This is a genomic window from Enterobacter sp. 01-M-03-SI-ECC, assembly GCF_047530215.1.
Lineage (GTDB): Bacteria > Pseudomonadota > Gammaproteobacteria > Enterobacterales > Enterobacteriaceae > Enterobacter > Enterobacter chengduensis.
Genome location: NZ_JBLKDA010000004.1, coordinates 186,541 through 204,317, shown reverse-complemented (window position 1 = coordinate 204,317; position 17,777 = coordinate 186,541). Strand labels below are relative to the sequence as shown.

Annotated in this window: 17 protein-coding genes and 5 tRNA genes; 2 read left to right on the top strand and 20 right to left on the bottom strand. The window is 53.9% G+C overall.

The annotated features are described in order from the left end of the window. Positions 1-8 precede the first annotated feature (8 nt). Complete coding sequence (gene aroG, locus ACMWKK_RS06085; protein ID WP_045331954.1) at positions 9-1,061, bottom strand: 3-deoxy-7-phosphoheptulonate synthase AroG; 1,053 nt, start codon at positions 1,059-1,061, stop codon at positions 9-11. Between the two features lie 302 nt (positions 1,062-1,363). Here aroG and ACMWKK_RS06080 point away from each other — a divergent pair, with 302 nt between their 5' ends. Beyond that, positions 1,364-1,744, top strand: coding sequence for a protein YbgS (locus ACMWKK_RS06080; protein ID WP_045331955.1), 381 nt, complete (start codon positions 1,364-1,366; stop codon positions 1,742-1,744). A gap of 104 nt (positions 1,745-1,848) precedes the next feature. Beyond that, positions 1,849-2,781: a CDF family zinc transporter ZitB gene (gene zitB / locus ACMWKK_RS06075; RefSeq protein ID WP_112781292.1), complete on the top strand. Its 933-nt coding sequence runs from the start codon at positions 1,849-1,851 to the stop codon at positions 2,779-2,781. Here zitB and pnuC read toward each other — a convergent pair. From pnuC to mngB, 19 genes are all read right to left on the bottom strand, one after another. After that, complete coding sequence (gene pnuC, locus ACMWKK_RS06070) at positions 2,778-3,497, bottom strand: nicotinamide riboside transporter PnuC (RefSeq protein ID WP_112781291.1); 720 nt, start codon at positions 3,495-3,497, stop codon at positions 2,778-2,780. The genes zitB and pnuC overlap by 4 nt on opposite strands. A gap of 22 nt (positions 3,498-3,519) precedes the next feature. Next, positions 3,520-4,563: a quinolinate synthase NadA gene (nadA, locus tag ACMWKK_RS06065; protein ID WP_112781290.1), complete on the bottom strand. Its 1,044-nt coding sequence runs from the start codon at positions 4,561-4,563 to the stop codon at positions 3,520-3,522. A 222-nt stretch (positions 4,564-4,785) separates the two neighbouring features. Next, a tRNA-Lys gene (locus ACMWKK_RS06060) sits at positions 4,786-4,861 on the bottom strand. A gap of 23 nt (positions 4,862-4,884) precedes the next feature. Then, positions 4,885-4,960, bottom strand: a tRNA-Lys gene (locus ACMWKK_RS06055). 46 nt (positions 4,961-5,006) lie between these two features. Beyond that, positions 5,007-5,082 (bottom strand) — tRNA-Lys (locus tag ACMWKK_RS06050). Between the two features lie 3 nt (positions 5,083-5,085). Then, positions 5,086-5,161: transfer RNA gene (locus ACMWKK_RS06045), tRNA-Val, on the bottom strand. 127 nt (positions 5,162-5,288) lie between these two features. Then, positions 5,289-5,364, bottom strand: a tRNA-Lys gene (locus tag ACMWKK_RS06040). Between the two features lie 161 nt (positions 5,365-5,525). Beyond that, entirely contained in the window at positions 5,526-6,320 is a 795-nt protein-coding gene (gene cpoB / locus ACMWKK_RS06035) for a cell division protein CpoB (RefSeq protein ID WP_045325850.1), read from the bottom strand. 9 nt (positions 6,321-6,329) lie between these two features. After that, a complete protein-coding gene (pal, locus tag ACMWKK_RS06030; RefSeq protein WP_003858578.1) occupies positions 6,330-6,851 on the bottom strand; it encodes a peptidoglycan-associated lipoprotein Pal in 522 nt (173 codons plus the stop codon). Positions 6,852-6,886: 35 nt separating this feature from the next. Then, positions 6,887-8,179, bottom strand: a complete 1,293-nt coding sequence (gene tolB, locus ACMWKK_RS06025; RefSeq protein WP_032649508.1) for a Tol-Pal system beta propeller repeat protein TolB — start codon at positions 8,177-8,179, stop codon at positions 6,887-6,889. Between the two features lie 134 nt (positions 8,180-8,313). Then, positions 8,314-9,615 (bottom strand): cell envelope integrity protein TolA, encoded by a 1,302-nt coding sequence (gene tolA / locus ACMWKK_RS06020; RefSeq protein ID WP_406542763.1) that lies wholly within the window; start codon positions 9,613-9,615, stop codon positions 8,314-8,316. Positions 9,616-9,643: 28 nt separating this feature from the next. Continuing rightward, entirely contained in the window at positions 9,644-10,072 is a 429-nt protein-coding gene (tolR, locus tag ACMWKK_RS06015; RefSeq protein ID WP_032638928.1) for a colicin uptake protein TolR, read from the bottom strand. Positions 10,073-10,075: 3 nt separating this feature from the next. Next, positions 10,076-10,768 (bottom strand): Tol-Pal system protein TolQ, encoded by a 693-nt coding sequence (gene tolQ, locus ACMWKK_RS06010; RefSeq protein WP_008501101.1) that lies wholly within the window; start codon positions 10,766-10,768, stop codon positions 10,076-10,078. Further along, positions 10,765-11,169, bottom strand: coding sequence for a tol-pal system-associated acyl-CoA thioesterase (gene ybgC, locus ACMWKK_RS06005; protein ID WP_003858593.1), 405 nt, complete (start codon positions 11,167-11,169; stop codon positions 10,765-10,767). The genes tolQ and ybgC overlap by 4 nt, the downstream gene beginning before the upstream one ends. Before the next feature lie 148 nt (positions 11,170-11,317). Continuing rightward, on the bottom strand, positions 11,318-11,608 hold the full coding sequence (gene ybgE, locus ACMWKK_RS06000) for a cyd operon protein YbgE (protein WP_045325845.1): 291 nt from the start codon (positions 11,606-11,608) through the stop codon (positions 11,318-11,320). Continuing rightward, positions 11,608-11,721 carry a cytochrome bd-I oxidase subunit CydX gene (cydX, locus tag ACMWKK_RS05995; protein ID WP_003858598.1) on the bottom strand — a complete coding sequence of 38 codons (114 nt, stop codon included), beginning with the start codon at positions 11,719-11,721 and terminating at the stop codon, positions 11,608-11,610. Before cydX ends, ybgE begins: the two co-directional genes overlap by 1 nt. Positions 11,722-11,735: 14 nt before the next feature. Continuing rightward, on the bottom strand, positions 11,736-12,875 hold the full coding sequence (gene cydB, locus ACMWKK_RS05990) for a cytochrome d ubiquinol oxidase subunit II (protein ID WP_032638926.1): 1,140 nt from the start codon (positions 12,873-12,875) through the stop codon (positions 11,736-11,738). Between the two features lie 15 nt (positions 12,876-12,890). After that, on the bottom strand, positions 12,891-14,459 hold the full coding sequence (gene cydA / locus ACMWKK_RS05985; protein ID WP_045325842.1) for a cytochrome ubiquinol oxidase subunit I: 1,569 nt from the start codon (positions 14,457-14,459) through the stop codon (positions 12,891-12,893). A gap of 676 nt (positions 14,460-15,135) precedes the next feature. Continuing rightward, positions 15,136-17,766: a mannosylglycerate hydrolase gene (gene mngB / locus ACMWKK_RS05980; protein WP_112781289.1), complete on the bottom strand. Its 2,631-nt coding sequence runs from the start codon at positions 17,764-17,766 to the stop codon at positions 15,136-15,138. Between the last annotated feature and the right edge of the window lie 11 nt (positions 17,767-17,777).

Genomic DNA, 17,777 nt, shown 5'->3' with positions numbered 1-17,777 from the left:
CTGGGCATTCAGCCGCGACGCGCTTTTACCGCATTCGCCAGCTGACGCAGGAGGGTATCGGTATCATCCCAGCCGATGCAGGCATCGGTGACGCTTTTGCCATACACCAGCGGCTCGCTGCCCTCCAGGCTCTGGTTACCTTCAACCAGATGGCTTTCGATCATCACCCCAATCACCGCCTTCTCGCCGCCGGCAATCTGCTGGCAGACGTCTGCCCCCACTTCCATCTGCTTTTTGAACTGCTTGCTGGAGTTGGCGTGGCTGAAATCGATCATCACCTGCGGCGGCAGCCCGGCTTTTTCCAGCCCGACTTTGACTTCTGCCACATGTTGCGCACTGTAGTTTGGCTCTTTGCCGCCGCGCAGAATGATATGGCAGTCACCGTTACCGCTGGTGTTTACGATGGCGGAATGGCCCCATTTGGTCACGGACAGGAAGCAGTGCGGCGCGCCCGCTGCGTTAATGGCGTCGATAGCCACCTTAATGGTGCCGTCAGTGCCGTTCTTGAACCCGACCGGACAAGAGAGGCCGGACGCCAGCTCGCGGTGGACCTGAGATTCCGTTGTGCGGGCACCAATTGCCCCCCAGCTCATCAGGTCCGCCAGGTATTGTGGCGTAATCATGTCCAGGAATTCACCGGCCGCAGGCAGGCCGCTGTCGTTGATTTCCAGCAGCAGCTTGCGCGCAATGCGTAGACCGTCGTTGATCTGAAAGCTGTTATCCATGTGCGGATCGTTAATCAGCCCTTTCCAGCCCACGGTGGTGCGCGGTTTTTCAAAATAGACGCGCATCACGATTTCCAGCTCGTCCTTCAGCTCTTCACGCAGGGTGAGCAGACGGGCCGCGTACTCTTTCGCGGCAGCAGGATCGTGGATGGAGCACGGGCCAATCACCACCAGAAGACGATCGTCATTACCTTTCAGGATCTTATGGATCGCTTTGCGAGCATGAGAAACCGTGTTTGCGGCATGTTCAGTGGCGGGGAATTTCTCAAGGAGCGCTACGGGAGGTAATAACTCATTGATCTCTTTAATGCGTAAATCGTCGTTCTGATAATTCATCTTCTTTCCAGCTCTGCCATATCTTTAGTAATGAAAGCAATCCTTTCAATCTATCTTGTCGGTATGGAAGTGTAAACACGGTTTTACACTTCACGCAGATAATTCCTGGAATTCACCTAAAAATCGCCACAAAATAGCGAAAAGTGAGATCTAACCTAAGCTTTTTAACTGTAACAACCACTTTTACATGCTTAAACGCGATTCCCTACTGACGTAAGTCCGTATGGCGGAATCTTTCGCCTTTGAAAAGATGCACTGTTGGAGATGTTATCCAGCGTAACGACAAGAACAGGAGCACCATGATGAAAATGACAAAACTGGCAACCCTCTTCCTGACCGCCACCCTCACTTTAGCCAGCGGCAGCGTTCTGGCCGCAGAAACGGGCACCTCTGACAGCAACGGTGACGCGAATGCCGCAGCGGCAGCAGGCCAGCCCGCCCCTGATGCGAAACAGAATCTTGCTCCAAATAATGTCGACAATAGCCAGATCAATACCGGCAACACCAACACCGGCGGTACCATGCTGCATCAAGACAGTAGCGGTTCCGGCACCATGAACCATGACAATATGAGTTCAGATGAGGTCCATAAGAACTCTGTGTGCAAAGACGGCAAATGCCCGAACCCTAATGACAAGGTGGGTAGCGACGCCAATACCAAAACCGACGGTACCACCCAGTAATCCGTTGTGGCCGAAAGAAAAAGGAGAGCTCTGGCTCTCCTTTCTTTTGGAGCAACCCATTAAAAACGCTACACTAAAAACAATAATAAATCAGGAAAGCAGACATGGCGCACACCCATTCCCACTCACACGCTCCCGGCAACGACAACGCGAAACGACTGATGCTGGCCTTTGGCGTCACGGCAACGTTTATGATTATCGAGGTCATTGGCGGCCTGGTTTCCGGCTCTCTGGCGCTTTTGGCCGATGCCGGGCATATGCTGACCGATGCCGCCGCGCTGCTCTTCGCCCTGCTGGCCGTCCAGTTCGCGCGGCGTCCACCCAATGCGCGCCATACCTTCGGCTGGCTGAGGCTGACCACCCTTGCCGCGTTTGTTAACGCCATCGCGCTGGTAGTCATTACGATCCTCATCGTCTGGGAGGCCGTGCAGCGCTTCAGGCACCCGCAGCCGATCGCCGGGGCAACAATGATGGTCATTGCGGTGGCGGGACTGCTGGCCAATATTCTGGCGTTTTGGATTTTGCATCGCGGTAGCGGGGAAAAGAACCTCAACGTGCGTGCGGCGGCCCTGCATGTGCTGGGTGATTTGCTCGGTTCAGTTGGGGCGATTGTCGCAGCGCTGGTGATCCTCTACACCGGCTGGACGCCTGTCGACCCGATTCTCTCCGTGCTGGTATCGTGTCTGGTCTTGCGCAGCGCCTGGCGGCTGCTGAAGGAGAGCGTCAATGAACTGCTGGAAGGGGCACCTGCCTCCATGGACATCGACGAGCTGAAGCGTAACCTGCGCCGTTCAGTTCCGGAAGTGCGCAATGTTCATCATGTGCACGTCTGGCTGGTGGGTGAAAAACCGGTGATGACGCTGCATGTCCAGGTGATCCCGCCCCACGACCACGATGCGCTGCTCGATCGCATCCAGCACTTCCTGGAGCACCACTACGACATTAGCCACGCCACCGTCCAGATGGAGTATCAGCCCTGCAGCGGGCCGGACTGCGACCTTAACGAGGCGCAGTCCGGACATTCACATCACCACTAGCTGGAAAGCGCGTGGGAACCTCGCTCGCGCGCGCTGTTAATCCACATCCGGCTACCGTTGAGCGCGATGAAGGTCAGCAGCAGGTACTCCAGCGACATGGCATAAACGCCCTGCAGCGCAAAAATCACCACGCTGATCACGTTGATGATGACCCACAGCAGCCAGTTTTCGACGTACTTGCGGGTCATCAGGATCATCGCCGCAATCGACAGCACCATCATGCAGGAATCCCAGAACGGGAAGGCATCCGGCTGGAGCACAGGCATCGTCACGTTCAGGCCGAAACCGGACATAACCGACACAGCAATGCGGGTCAGGAACGCAAACACCGGGTTGATGTAGACGGTCATTAAGCCAATGGCGACCACGCAGGCGACAAACCAGGCGATGGCTTTAGGCAACGGCAGCCAGCGGATCTGCAGCTCTGCCTCCTGCTGGCCGTTCTGACGCGACCACGCGTACCAGCCGTAAATGTTGGCGGCGAAGAAAAACAGCTGCAAAAGCAGGCTGGCGTACAGCTGGATCTGAAAGAAGATAATCGCAAACAGCGTGACGTTAATCAGCCCGAATGCATAATTGCTAATCTTCTCCAGGCTTGCCAGCCAGATGCAGAGTAATCCCGCCAGCGTGCCGACGGCCTCAATCCATGACAGGTCATAGCCACCTGCACCAATCGGTATATGTACCAGAATGTTCTGCGTGCTAAAAAAATCCATCTTTTCCCCGGGACGTGTTGAATTAAGTACGTAGTGTAGCTGCAAAATCCAGCATGCGGTTAAGCGGAATTAACGCGCCTTCACGCAAAGCGGCATCCACGTGGATTTCATGCGCTGCGCCGCCGGTCTCCAGCCCTTCGGCAATGGCCTTCAGGCCGTTCATCGCCATCCACGGGCAATGCGCGCAGCTGCGACACGTCGCGCCCTCGCCCGCCGTTGGCGCTTCAAGGAGCTCTTTCTCCGGTACGGCCTGCTGCATCTTGTAGAAAATACCGCGATCGGTCGCCACGATGAGCTGTCTGTTTGGCAGCGTTCTGGCCGCGTTGATAAGCTGGCTGGTTGATCCTACCGCATCCGCCATGTCGACAATCGACTGCGGTGATTCAGGGTGAACAAGAATGGCGGCATCAGGATAAAGCGCCTTCATGCGCGCCAGCGCCTGGGTTTTGAATTCATCGTGCACAATGCAGGCCCCCTGCCAGCAGAGGACGTCAGCGCCCGTCTGCTTCTGAACGTAATTGCCAAGATGACGGTCAGGCGCCCAGATAATTTTCTCACCCAGGCTGTCCAGATGTTCAATCAGCTCAACGGCGATGCTGGAGGTGACAACCCAGTCTGCCCGCGCTTTTACCGCCGCCGAGGTGTTGGCGTAAACCACCACGGTCCGGTCAGGATGGGCGTCGCAGAAGGCGGTGAATTCGTCAATCGGGCAGCCGAGATCCAGCGAACACTCCGCATTGAGCGTGGGCATCAGAATGGTTTTTTCAGGGCTGAGGATCTTTGCCGTTTCGCCCATAAAACGCACGCCTGCGACGAGCAGCGTGGAAGCGGGATGTCTTGCCCCGAAGCGCGCCATCTCCAGCGAGTCAGAAATACAGCCCCCGGTCTCTTCCGCCAGCTGCTGGATTTCCGGGTCGGTGTAGTAATGGGCTACCATCACCGCATCGCGCGCTTTGAGAAGACGTTTGATCTTCTCGCGGTAGAATTGCTTTTCATCAAGGCTCAGCGGCGCAGGCTTTGGCGGAAACGGATAGATTGCGGCTTCAGGATCAAACATCACGCTCATTATGGCTTCTCGTTTTACGGGCTTAACAATATTGCCTTTCTTTTGCCTGACATAGCAAAACGCATGGCAATTGTGTTTTGTATACTAAACAAGATAGCGAATATGAGAGAAAAAGTCACTGGAAACAGGTGCGGATAGCATTTGTCGGGTGGCGGCTTCGCCTTACCCGACCTACAAAAGCTGCAGATAGCAAAAAGGCGCCTTTAGGGCGCCTTTCTACACTGGTGGGTCGTGCAGGATTCGAACCTGCGACCAATTGATTAAAAGTCAACTGCTCTACCAACTGAGCTAACGACCCCTTGCGGGATTTTTTCTTCGAAGTGGTGGGTCGTGCAGGATTCGAACCTGCGACCAATTGATTAAAAGTCAACTGCTCTACCAACTGAGCTAACGACCCATTCGGGTGCTGACTTCGAAGATTTTTACTCGGTACCACTTTTAAGTGGTGGGTCGTGCAGGATTCGAACCTGCGACCAATTGATTAAAAGTCAACTGCTCTACCAACTGAGCTAACGACCCGAGTGGTGGGTGATGACGGGCTCGAACCGCCGACCCCCTCCGTGTAAAGGAGATGCTCTACCAACTGAGCTAATCACCCACTCTGTAATGCCGGTAATGCGTTAAGTGGTGGGTCGTGCAGGATGACTCGGCTTCGCCTCGCCCTACGGGCCGTTGCTGACGCAACGTTATCCTTCACGTTTTACTACTAATTCCACCTGACTTAGTGGTGGGTCGTGCAGGATTCGAACCTGCGACCAATTGATTAAAAGTCAACTGCTCTACCAACTGAGCTAACGACCCACTTTTACGCTGTTTTCACGTTGTTTGATATCCCGTGGCAACGGCGGCATATATTACTGATTTAAGAATTCAGCGCAACAAAAATTTCGATGAAGATCACTTAACTGCTTAGTAATCATGCTGCACGACCAGAAATAACGCGATTTCTGGTCATGCGATAATCATCCCATCGAATTCAGACGTTTTTGCGCCTGCTTAGCACCTTCGGTACCTGGGAATTTGGAGACCACCTGCTGATAAACCGCTTTGGCTTTCGCGGTGTCGCCTTTGTCCTGCATGATCACGCCCACTTTGTACATCGCATCAGGCGCTTTCGGCGATTTCGGGTAATTTTTCACCACGGAGGCAAAATAAAACGCCGCATCGTCCTTTTTACCCTTGTTGTAATTCAGCTGACCGAGCCAGTAATTCGCATTTGGCTGGTAAGTGGAATCAGGGTACTTCTTAACAAAGTTCTGAAACGCAGCCAGCGCGTCATCCTGACGAGATTGATCCTGCACCAGGGCAATGGCCGCGTTGTAGTCCGTATTCGCGTCACCGCTCTGTACAGGCGCACCTGTTGAAGCAGACGCATCCGCAGCTGGCGCAGAGGTTGCCGCACCGCTCTGGTCGCCCGCGGCTGGCTGTGCTTGTGCTGCCCCACCACCGCTGCTCAGGCTATCTATCTGCAACAAGATTTGCTTCTGACGTTCCACAACCTGGTTAAGCTGATACTGGCTTTCCTGAATCTGACCGCGGAGAGCGTCAATATCATTCTGGTTGTCGGAAAGTTGTTGCTGGAGCTGGGTTAAAAGCTGGCTGTGAGCGTTAGAAATACGCTCGAGTTGAGTGACCCGGTCTTCTACCGAGCCTGAGCCGACACTACTGATTGGTGCCTGAGCAAAAGCGGCCCAGGGGGCCGCTATTCCAACCAGTAACGACAGACTCAACAGATGATGTCTGAAGTTACTGCTCATGCAATTCTCTTAGTAAACCAGTACGGCACGACGGTTTTTGGAGTAAGCCGCTTCGTCGTGACCCAGTACTGCAGGTTTTTCTTTACCGTAAGAAACGATGGAGATCTGGTCAGCAGAAACGCCTTTACCCTGCAGGTACATTTTAACAGCGTTAGCACGACGTTCACCCAGGGAGATGTTGTACTCTGGGGTACCACGTTCGTCCGCATGACCTTCTACGGTGACTTTGTAAGATGGGTTGCTACGCAGGAAGTTTGCGTGCGCATCCAGCATCGCAGCGAAGTCAGAACGGATGTCGTATTTATCCAGATCGAAGTAAACGATGTTGTTCTGCTGCAGCTGCTGCATCTGAAGACGCGCCTGCTCTTCAGAAGACATGTTGCCATTGCCGTTCGCGTCCATACCGGTGCCGGCACCCATCATGCCTTCGCCGCTCTGGTCATTGCTGGCGTTCTTGTTAGAAGAACACGCTGCGATTGCCATTACAGGCAGAGCGATCATCAGCCCCTTCAGCACTTTGTTCAGTTGCATTTCTATGATTCCTTTAGTAATCAATTAATTATTATTTACAGATACGGCGACCAGGCAGGTGATTTTACCTGTCCATCAGTGGCCGGAATACGCGCTTTGAAACGCCCATCTGTAGAAACCAGATTCAGCACAGATCCCATCCCCTGAGAAGAGCTGTAGATTACCATCGTGCCGTTAGGTGCCAGACTCGGCGTTTCATCCAGGAACGTTGACGACAGAACTTGAACGCCACCCGCTACCAGATCTTGTTTGGCAATGTGCTGCTGCCCACCGTTGGAGCTGACCATTACCATAAATTTACCGTCGCTGCTCACGTCTGAGTTCTGGTTCTGTGAACCTTCCCAGGTAATACGCTGTGGAGCACCGCCGTTGATGTTGACTTTGTAGATTTGTGGACGGCCAGCCTGGTCAGAGGTAAACGCCAGGTTTTGACTGTCCGGGAACCATGAAGGTTCAGTGTTGTTGCTGCGACCGTCGGTCACCTGACGGATCTGGCCAGAGCCAATGTCCATCACGTACAGGTTCAGGCTACCGGTTTTTGACAGCGCAAACGCCAGTTTAGACCCGTCCGGAGAGAACGAAGGCGCGCCGTTGTGACGTGGGAAGGACGCTACCTGACGAACGGCACCGTTTGCCAGCGTCTGGATTACCAGCGCAGAACGACCGCTTTCGAAGGTCACATAGGCGAGCTTAGAACCGTCCGGAGACCAGGCTGGAGACATCAGCGGCTGGGAAGAACGCTTCACCAGGAACTGGTTGTAACCGTCGTAGTCAGAGACGCGCAGCTCATACGGGAACTGACCACCGTTGGTCTGCACCACATAAGCAATACGGGTACGGAACGCACCTTTAATGCCGGTCAGTTTTTCAAATACCGCATCGCTGGCAGCGTGTGCCGCGTAGCGCAGGTACTGTTTAGTGACCTTGTAAGAGTTCTGAGCCAGAACGGTACCTGGTGCACCGCCGGTATCCACCAGCTGCCAGGCCACGTTGTAAGAGCCGTCCGGGTTAGGGGTAACCTGACCCACAACGACCGCATCAATACCCAGCGCAGACCATGCCGCAGGCTGTACTTCCTGCGCGCTGCCCGGCTGTTGAGGCAGACGAGAACGATCTAACGGGTTGAATTTACCGCTGTTACGCAGGTCAGCCGCCACGATGCCACCGGCATCTTCAGGTGCAGCGCCAGGACCGGCCCACTGGAACGGAACAACGCCGATTGGGCGTGCCGAGTCCACCCCCTGGGTGATCTCGATACGTACTTCTGCGTGCAGGACTGCTGCCCACAGCATTAAAAAACCAAATGCTACACGTAATGCCTGCTTCATCATATCTCCCTTATCCGGGTAACCTTACCCACGATAATTTAGCAGAATGTTAACAAACTCAAATAGACAAAACTACCAGAACCCTGTGACTAAACCTGGTCTATTTTTCCCCGTTTGCACGGGGAAAATGTAACTTAAGGTTTGAAGTCCAGCGGCGCATTTTTGAAGACTTCGTAAACAGCCTGAGATGGCGGTTTAGGCATCTTCGCCTGACGCGCTGCAGCCAGGGCCGCAGTACATAAAGCCGGGTCGCCACCTTCAGACTTAATATCCAGCAGCATGCCGTCCGGAGCCAGTTTTATACGCAACGTACACGTTTTACCGGCGTAGGAAGACGCATCATAGAATCGGCTTTCAATAGCGGATTTAATCTGCGCGGCATAACCGTTGATTTCAGCCCCTGTCGCACCGTTACTCTTAGTGTTACCGCTTCCCGTCGGCGCTGCGTTGTTTCCTTTCGCACCACCGCCCGTTTTCGGCGCATTCTTACCGGAGCTCAAATCGCCCAGCAGATCGTCAACCCCTGCGGCAGCAGCAGCTTTTTCAGCGGCGGCGGCCTTCTTCGCAGCGGCTTTTTCAGCTGCCGCTTTCTTATCGGCTGCGGCCTTCTCAGCGGCAGCTTTTTTATCAGCTGCGGCTTTTTCGGCGGCAGCGGCTTTTTCTGCCGCGGCTTTCTCGGCAGCAGCCGCTTTCTTCGCGGCATCAGCAGCGGCTTTCTTCGCGGCTTCCTGAGCGGCTTTTTTCGCGGCTTCGGCTTCAGCTTTCTTCTGAGCATCGGCAGCGGCTTTCTTCGCCGCTTCGGCTTCAGCTTTTTTCTGTGCATCAGCAGCGGCTTTCTTCGCGGCTTCCGCTTCGGCTTTCTTCTGGGCGTCGGCAGCGGCTTTCTTCGCCGCTTCGGCTTCAGCTTTCTTCTGGGCGTCGGCAGCGGCTTTCTTCGCCGCTTCGGCTTCAAATTTAGCCTGGGCATCAGCCTGCGCTTTCGCGTCCGCTGCGGCTTTGGCTGCCGCCTCTTCCGCCTGCTTTTGCTGCTCCTGAGCTTTCTTCGCGGCCTCTTCGGCTTGTTTCTGCTGTTCCGCCTGCGCTTTCGCGGCTTCCTGCGCCTGCAAACGTTCTTTCTCGAGCTGCTTCAAACGCTCCTGCTCTGCGGCCTGCTTTTCACGCAGCTCTTCCGCCTGCTGTTGCGCCTGTTTTTCACGCTGCTCTTCAGCCCGTTTGGCACTCGCCTTCTGCTGTTGTTCGCGATTATAGTTCTGTACTACCGCACCGGGATCCACCATCACGGCGTCAATGGAAGACCCTCCACCGCCGCCGGCTGATGCATCAATATGCTCGTCGAACGAACTCCAGATCAGCGCTGCAAAAAGAATAACGTGCAGCACTGCGGAGACGATTATCGCTCGCTTAAGCTTGTCGTTCTGTTCGGTTGCCTTTGACACTATCGGTTCCCAAAAACTACGCGGATGATCAAATAGGTTGGGTCATTAAGCCAACTGACTTAACACCCGCACTATGTAGCAAGTTCAGCGCTTTAATAATTTCATCGTAGGGTACGTCCTTCGCGCCACCGATTAAGAAGACCGTTTTCGGATTTGACGCCAGGCGACGCTGCGCTTCAGCAATAACCTGCTCAGGCGGCAGCTGATCCATACGATCTTTCTCTACCACCACGCTGTATTGCCCTACGCCGGAAACCTCAATGATAACAGGAGGATCGTCATTGGTGCTCACCGCCTGTGATTCTGTCGCATCCGGCAGATCCACTTCCACGCTCTGGGTAATGATGGGGGCTGTTGCCATGAAGATCAGCAGCAGTACCAGCAGGACGTCCAGCAGTGGAACGATATTGATTTCGGACTTGAGCTCGCGACGACCTCGTCCACGGGATCTGGCCATGGTTTACCCCTTGTTGCTCTCGGTGCTGGTAAACGCCTGACGGTGCAGAATCGCGGTGAACTCTTCCATAAAGTTGTCGTAGTTCAGTTCCAGTTTGTTCACGCGCTGGTTCAGACGGTTATACGCCATAACCGCCGGAATGGCCGCAAACAGACCGATAGCGGTCGCAATCAGTGCTTCAGCGATACCCGGTGCAACCATCTGCAACGTGGCCTGCTTCACCGCGCCCAGCGCGATAAAGGCGTGCATAATCCCCCAGACGGTACCAAACAGGCCGATATACGGGCTGATGGAACCCACCGTGCCAAGGAAAGGAATGTGCGTTTCAAGGTTTTCCAGCTCACGGTTCATAGAGATACGCATCGCACGCGAAGCACCTTCTACCACCGCTTCCGGCGCGTGATTATTCGCACGGTGCAGGCGGGCAAACTCTTTGAATCCGCTATAAAAAATTTGCTCGGAGCCGGTCAGATTCTCGCGGCGTCCCTGGCTCTCCTGATACAGACGAGAAAGCTCAATACCCGACCAGAACTTATCTTCAAACGCTTCGGCTTCACGGCCAGCGGCATTGAGGATACGCGTTCTCTGGATAATGATGGCCCAGGATGCGATTGAAAAACCAATCAAAATCAACATGATAAGTTTAACCAGAAGGCTTGCCTTCAGGAACAAATCAAGGATATTCATGTCAGTCACTGCTTAAACTCCGCGACAATAGACTTAGGAAGCGCACGAGGCTTCATTATGGTTGGATCAACACAAACAATCAGCACTTCAGCTGAGTTCAGTACGGTATTCTCTGCGTTGACTATCCGCTGCGTGAAAACCAGTGAGGTCCCGCGCATTGATGTAATTTCAGTTTGGACTTCGAGCATATCGTCGAGTCTGGCAGGCGCAAAATACTCAAGCGTCATCTTGCGTACCACGAAGGCAACTCGCTCAGCCAACAGCACCTGTTGACTAAAGTGATGATGGCGCAGCATCTCTGTGCGTGCCCGTTCATAAAAAGCAACGTAGCTGGCGTGGTAAACCACACCACCGGCATCGGTGTCTTCGTAATAGACACGAACCGGCCATCGAAACAGCGTTGTATTCACTTTACATCCCAGTAATGCAACAAAAGTTAATGCTTTTAAACTTCGCTACTATACGCGCGGGAATGAGGGTTGGGAATGGGAGAAAGTAAACGGAGAGTAAATTTTTATGGGCTTGAGTAAGCCCATAACGTTAACGGACATTTCTTATTCAGAAGAAGAAGAAAATCAAACCGGCGAGAAGCACCAGATCGGCAACCAGCGGACAAAAAATTCCCTGCCAGTGAACGGCTTTCGGACGAAAGCCCACGCCGTGGATCACGCCTGCGCAGACCGCCCACATAATGAGGAAGCCGTGCCAGATTTCAAGCTCGCTGGTTTTCGCTGCAAAGCGCGAAGGGTCCCAGAAGATACAACCTGCCAGCAGTAATGCCATCACTAAAGAAAGCGCCCGTAACGGGCGCTTATCCATTACCGCATATAACGTTGCGATAATATTCATCAGTGTTTTTCTTCACCCGCTTTGGTCGCTTCGACGTGCTCAAGCGCCAGGGCAGTGATGACACCAAATGCACAGGCAAGAAGCGTCCCTAAAATCCATGCGAAATACCACATATTCAGCTCCTTACTTAGTACATAGAGTGGGTGTTGCTTTCGATATGTTCTTTGGTGATGCGACCGAACATTTTCCAGTAACACCAGATGGTGTAGGCCAGAACAATCGGAACGAACACGCAAGCAACATACGTCATCAGGTTCAGCGTCATGTGGCTGGACGTTGCATCCCACATCGTCAGGCTAGCATTCAGCATGGTGCTGGATGGCATGACGAATGGGAACATGGCAATACCCGCCGTCAGAATAATGCATGCCAGGGTCAGTGAAGAGAACACGAACGCCAGAGCGCCTTTCTCCAGACGAGACGTCAACACGGTCAGCAGCGGCAGCAGCACGCCCAGAGCCGGGATCGCCCACAGCGCAGGGGTGTTGTTGAAGTTCACCAGCCATGCGCCCGCCTGACGCGCCACTTCTTTGGTCAGCGGGTTAGACGGCGCGGTATGGTTGATTGCAGACGTCACCACGTAGCCATCAATGCCGTACACCACCCACACACCGGCCAGCGCGAAGCAGACCAGCGTGACCAGCGCAGCAACCTGAGCCGTCGCGCGAGAACGCAGGTGCAGCTCACCCACCGTACGCATCTGCAGGTAAGTTGCGCCCTGGGTGATGATCATCGCCACGCTCACCACACCGGCCAGCAGACCAAACGGGTTCAGCAGCTGGAAGAAGTTACCGGTGTAGTAAAGACGCATGTATTCGTCCAGATGGAACGGTACGCCCTGCAGCAGGTTACCGAACGCCACGCCGATCACCAACGGTGGAACGAAGCTACCGATGAAGATGCCCCAGTCCCACATGTTGCGCCAGCGGGTGTCTTCAATCTTGGAACGGTAGTCGAAACCGACCGGACGGAAGAACAAAGAGGCCAGCACCAGAATCATCGCCACATAGAAGCCGGAGAACGCAGCCGCGTAGACCATCGGCCAGGCAGCAAACAGCGCGCCGCCTGCGGTGATCAGCCACACCTGGTTACCGTCCCAGTGAGGGGCGATGGAGTTGATCATGATTCGACGCTCGGTGTCATTACGACCGAGGAAACGGGTGAGCATCCCCACCCCCATGTCGAAACCATCCGTGACGGCGAAACCGATCAGCAGAACGCCGATCAACAGCCACCAGATAAAACGCAATACTTCATAATCGATCATTTGATGACTCCTGTCTTAGCGTGCCGGCTGAGTAGTCGCAGTGGACTGCTCGTAGTGATAGCGACCGGTTTTCAGGCTGCTTGGGCCAAGGCGCGCGAACTTGAACATCAGGAACAGTTCAGCCACCAGGAACAGGGTGTACAGACCGCAAATCAGCAGCATGGAGAAGATCAGATCGCCCGCTGTCAGGGACGAGTTCGCTACCGCGGTTGGCAGTACCTCACCAATCGCCCATGGCTGACGGCCATACTCGGCAACAAACCAGCCGGATTCAATCGCGATCCACGGCAGTGGAATCCCGTACAGCGCGGTGCGCAGCAGCCATTTTTTCTCGCCGATACGGTTGCGAATCACGGACCAGAAGGAGGCCGCAATGATCAGCAGCATGATGATGCCGCAGCCCACCATGATACGGAATGCAAAGTACAGCGGCGCAACGCGCGGAATGGAGTCTTTGGTTGCCATCTGGATCTGCGCTTCCGTCGCATCAGAAACGTTCGGGGTATAGCGTTTCAGCAGCAGACCGTAACCCAGGTCTTTCTTCACGGTGTTGAACTGATCGCGAACAGCCTGATCGGTAGAACCGGCACGCAGCTGTTCCAGCAGCGAGTAGGCTTTCATACCGTTACGGATACGCTCTTCGTGCTGAACCATCAGCTCTTTCAGACCCGTTACCTGCTTATCGACAGAACGGGTGGCGATGATGCCCAGCGCGTAAGGGATCTGAATCGCGAAGCGGTTTTCCTGTGCGTCCTGATCGGGAATACCGAACAGCGTAAAGGCAGCAGGCGCTGGTTGGGTTTCCCATTCGGCTTCGATGGCGGCCAGTTTGGTTTTCTGCACGTCGCCCATTTCGTAACCAGATTCATCACCCAGAACGATAACAGAGAGGATGGCAGCCATACCGAAGCTTGCAGCGATAGCAAAGGAGCGCTTGGCAAACGCGAAGTCACGACCGCGCAGCATATAGTAAGAACTGATACCCAGAATAAACATCGCGCCGCACACATAGCCAGAAGCGACGGTGTGTACGAATTTAACCTGCGCAACGGGGTTCAGGACCAGCTCGGCAAAGCTGACCATCTCCATGCGCATGGTTTCGAAGTTGAAATCAGACGCGATAGGGTTCTGCATCCAGCCGTTCGCTACCAGGATCCACAGCGCGGACAGGTTCGAACCTAATGCCACCAGCCAGGTCACCGCCATATGCTGGACTTTACCCAGACGGTCCCAACCGAAGAAGAACAGACCTACAAAGGTGGATTCGAGGAAGAATGCCATCAGACCTTCAATGGCCAGCGGCGCACCGAAGATATCCCCTACATAGTGGGAATAGTAAGACCAGTTAGTCCCGAACTGGAACTCCATGGTCAAACCGGTTGCCACGCCCAGTGCGAAGTTGATACCAAACAACTTGCCCCAGAACTTGGTCATATCTTTATAAATCTGTTTGCCGGAGAGAACGTATACCGTTTCCATGATGGCCAGCAGGAACGCCATACCGAGCGTCAGCGGCACAAAAAGGAAGTGGTACATCGCGGTCAAGGCAAACTGTAAGCGCGACAGTTCGACTATATCTAACATCATGACTCCTTGCTCATCGCATGAAGACTCCGAGAGTGAACCCCGTCAGAGAGAGATCCACACGCATGCCCCAATACAAATTATTCGCATCCTTGTCGTCGTTATTACCCTAAAGGAAGATAAAAACGATGACGTGAGGTTACAAATACGTTAATAAAAAACTCAAATTGATCCCGCAAATATAATACGCTGCAAAACCCTTACGATAAACAGGTTTTTATTGAATCACATTTACGTTTTTCGACGGCGATCAATTTATAGCAAAATTACCACTTTTCGGCCATTTTGATCGGGGACAATTTAGCGCTTTTCAGTGCCTTTTTCCAAGGTTTAAACCTTGATTTAAATCAAAAACAGACGCCAATGTTAACTATGTTTAATCATGGTGAGAGTGGTAAAAACCATGTTAACGATATGTACATGCTAAGATATGGTTGGTTATCGAAGAAGGGAAAAAATATAAACAGAAGTGATTTTAATTAACGCGAAAGAAAAGCATCCTTTCGATGTACGACAACCAATAAAGCATAGTCGGGCCGGGTTATTTTTCCATTGAATTTTTGCGGCCCTTCGCAATTACATTTATTTTACTTTTATCACTCCATAACTTAACACCGTCATGTGACTATTTAATGAAAAAAGGCCGCACCTTCTGCAGCCTTTTTCGAATCAATGGTCAGGCGATAAGAATACTAAAGGTTCGCGACTGCCCGGGCCTGAATGCCCCCGCAATCCCCTCTCCTTCACACCGTTCCATTATGCGTTCATTCATGTCCGTCTCGCGGCACCGCTTCACCCTCGGATTCATGGATAACGTCGTGTCACATGCGCTGGACTCTGAAGGGTTAAACAGGCGGAGAATGAGCTCATCACGATCTTCAGCCTTTTTCAGCGTACTGAGCACGCACCCCGTGGGCGAAAGCGCGAGCAGACTGTAACTTTCCGGCGTGATAAACGACGCGCGATTCAGCTTCATCGCGTCCCAGGGAATTTTGTTATAGCACTGCACCGGCGTTAACCATGCTTTAGCCTGCTGCGCAACGCCCGCGTTTTCCGGCGTGCCGCTGAAGCTGAAGAGGCTAAAGCGGCAGGTTAACGGCCCGCGAACCTGAGAGTCAGGAACAGGCATTTTGATCCCCGAAGGTCTGCCCGGACGCAGCAGCAGGTCCTCTTTGCCGAGTACACCTACGCCACGCAACAGGGTCAAGGCGAAGGCTTTTTTGTCATCCCCCACCACTTCAAACTCACGCAGTCCTTCGGTGAACAGCGCCAGCCCGTTTCGCTTTTCCTGCAGGACGGCATAGTTGAGTAAATTCCAGACGGGAACCGGTGCTTCTTTCCACCCCTCCTCCTGCCAGCTTGCCATCGCCGCATCCTGCACCGGGCGAGTGAGCGTGCCAAACTGCGTATCCGCTAACACTTCCTGAGTGGTAAACGGCGTTGGGATGAGTACCCGAACGCGGTGGTCGTCGGCCTGGTTATCAATACGCACCGCCACATCAATGCGTCTGCTGTTATGACTGAGCGTAATCTCAAACTCAGCGTCGACGTAGCCGTTTCGCTGGCGAGCGGCGCGCTCGGCCAGATTAGCCGGAACGGCGATCCGATGGCGGATAGCCGCCCTGCTCTGCCAGCCCTCGTGCGTGACCTTAACCTGATGTTCACCCTGCGCTGAAGTAAGTCTCCACTCTTCCCGCGACGGCGAGTAGTCGTACTCATCGCCATCATCGGAACTCTCCTCGAGCTCCAGCACGCGGTCATAAATAAGCCCGGTCTCTTTGTCGCGCAGGCGCAGCGTGCCGTCGTCATTTAAGTCAATCTGCCAGAAGGCATTTTCAAGTAAGGATTCGGTGTTTTTCACCGCAGGGAGCACCTTCCCGGCCACGTTTGGTTCGATAAACAGCGTGCGGTAGCCCATCGACGGCAGTATCTGGCGGATCTGAATATCAAACTCCATAAACGGTTCGTAATTGCCGTAATGGACAATCTGCCGGTCAATAAGACCCGGGTCGAGCTCGCGCGCGCTGCGGATGAAGCAGGGGATTTCATTGCCTTTTTCATCTCGAAGGCGGAACTGGCTGGCGCGCAGCCGAATCGTGGTGTTTATCACCTCTTCACGCGGCCAGGGCATCAGGTTGAACATAACCAGCTTATCGGCATCGCTTTGCGGCATGTTGTCGACAATCTTGCGCATAGAGAAACGCACCAGGTTGTCAGCCATGTCCTCAGCCAGCTCAAAGCGGGAGACAATCTCACGGTGCACCTTGTCGCTACAGCAGCAGCCGATGCTGTCGTGAGCGTGGTTTTTGAGGATCTCTTTCCACATTTTCTCCAGCAGACCGTGGTGGTAGTCGAAGCCCAGCGTCCAGGCAAGCGTCGCCAGCGGCTCGAGGATATTGACAATTTTGTTCTCGATACGCGCATGGGCGATTTTAATGTCCATGCGGGTGGAGCCGATGGTCCGGTGAACGCGCATGTATTTCCCGTCAATAAACTCCCCTTTTAACGTCGCCAGGGCGTCGCGGTGCGCGTCGATGCGATCAAACACCTCCTCAAACCGACTCATCACAAATTGACGCTGGGGATAGATTTCACGAAGCGTCTCCATCACCGCGAAAATGTTCTGCTGCAGGGGCATCTGATCGTGGCCGTTGGGCAGCAAAATCTCGTTGGTGACGGAGGCGTTTTCCAGCACCTCGAAATAACTGTCGAGCCGTTTTCGCAGACCGGCTTCATCCTCCGGTAAGTACTTACCAATCGCGTAGCCCAGCGGCAGCACCTGCGTAGTCACTTCACTGCCGTCCTGGCTCTGCCAGAGAAACTCGGTTTTATCGGTCCCGTGTCGCTCAGAACAGCCGCGCCAGAACATCGCGCGCGTAATGCCAAATCCGTTATAGATATGCGGAAGCTGGCCGGACATACCAAACGAATCCGGTAGATAACCGATCTTCATCGGCTCGCCAAACGCCATGCAGTCGCGCATGCCGTACATCAGGTTGCGGACAATCGACTCGCCGCTCACAATCGTGGTGTCGGTCTGGGTATACCAGGGGCCGATAATGAGTTTCCCTCGTTCGACAAGCGCCTTCACGCGAGAGCGGTTTTCGGGCACGACGGCAAAATAATCCTCCAGCACCGCCGTCTGTCCATCGAGGACATAATATTTATACTCGTCATCCTGCTCCAGACGGGTCAGGATCTCTTCCATATTATTGACCAGAAGAATACGCGACTCTTCGGTGGTGAAGTACCACTCACGGTCCCAGTGCATATGCGGCGTGATATGAACGCGAGATACGGCTTTCATCTTCGTTTCCT

Excerpts from the sequence above, each read along its gene's own strand:
- aroG (WP_045331954.1), bottom strand. The coding sequence starts at position 1,061 with ATGAATTATCAGAACGACGATTTACGCATTAAAGAGATCAATGAGTTA.
- ACMWKK_RS06080 (WP_045331955.1), top strand. The coding sequence starts at position 1,364 with ATGAAAATGACAAAACTGGCAACCCTCTTCCTGACCGCCACCCTCACT.
- zitB (WP_112781292.1), top strand. The coding sequence starts at position 1,849 with ATGGCGCACACCCATTCCCACTCACACGCTCCCGGCAACGACAACGCG.
- pnuC (WP_112781291.1), bottom strand. The coding sequence starts at position 3,497 with ATGGATTTTTTTAGCACGCAGAACATTCTGGTACATATACCGATTGGT.
- nadA (WP_112781290.1), bottom strand. The coding sequence starts at position 4,563 with ATGAGCGTGATGTTTGATCCTGAAGCCGCAATCTATCCGTTTCCGCCA.
- cpoB (WP_045325850.1), bottom strand. The coding sequence starts at position 6,320 with ATGAGCAGTAACTTCAGACATCATCTGTTGAGTCTGTCGTTACTGGTT.
- pal (WP_003858578.1), bottom strand. The coding sequence starts at position 6,851 with ATGCAACTGAACAAAGTGCTGAAGGGGCTGATGATCGCTCTGCCTGTA.
- tolB (WP_032649508.1), bottom strand. The coding sequence starts at position 8,179 with ATGAAGCAGGCATTACGTGTAGCATTTGGTTTTTTAATGCTGTGGGCA.
- tolR (WP_032638928.1), bottom strand. The coding sequence starts at position 10,072 with ATGGCCAGATCCCGTGGACGAGGTCGTCGCGAGCTCAAGTCCGAAATC.
- ybgE (WP_045325845.1), bottom strand. The coding sequence starts at position 11,608 with ATGAATATTATCGCAACGTTATATGCGGTAATGGATAAGCGCCCGTTA.
- cydX (WP_003858598.1), bottom strand. The coding sequence starts at position 11,721 with ATGTGGTATTTCGCATGGATTTTAGGGACGCTTCTTGCCTGTGCATTT.
- cydB (WP_032638926.1), bottom strand. The coding sequence starts at position 12,875 with ATGATCGATTATGAAGTATTGCGTTTTATCTGGTGGCTGTTGATCGGC.
- cydA (WP_045325842.1), bottom strand. The coding sequence starts at position 14,459 with ATGTTAGATATAGTCGAACTGTCGCGCTTACAGTTTGCCTTGACCGCG.
- mngB (WP_112781289.1), bottom strand. The coding sequence starts at position 17,766 with ATGAAAGCCGTATCTCGCGTTCATATCACGCCGCATATGCACTGGGAC.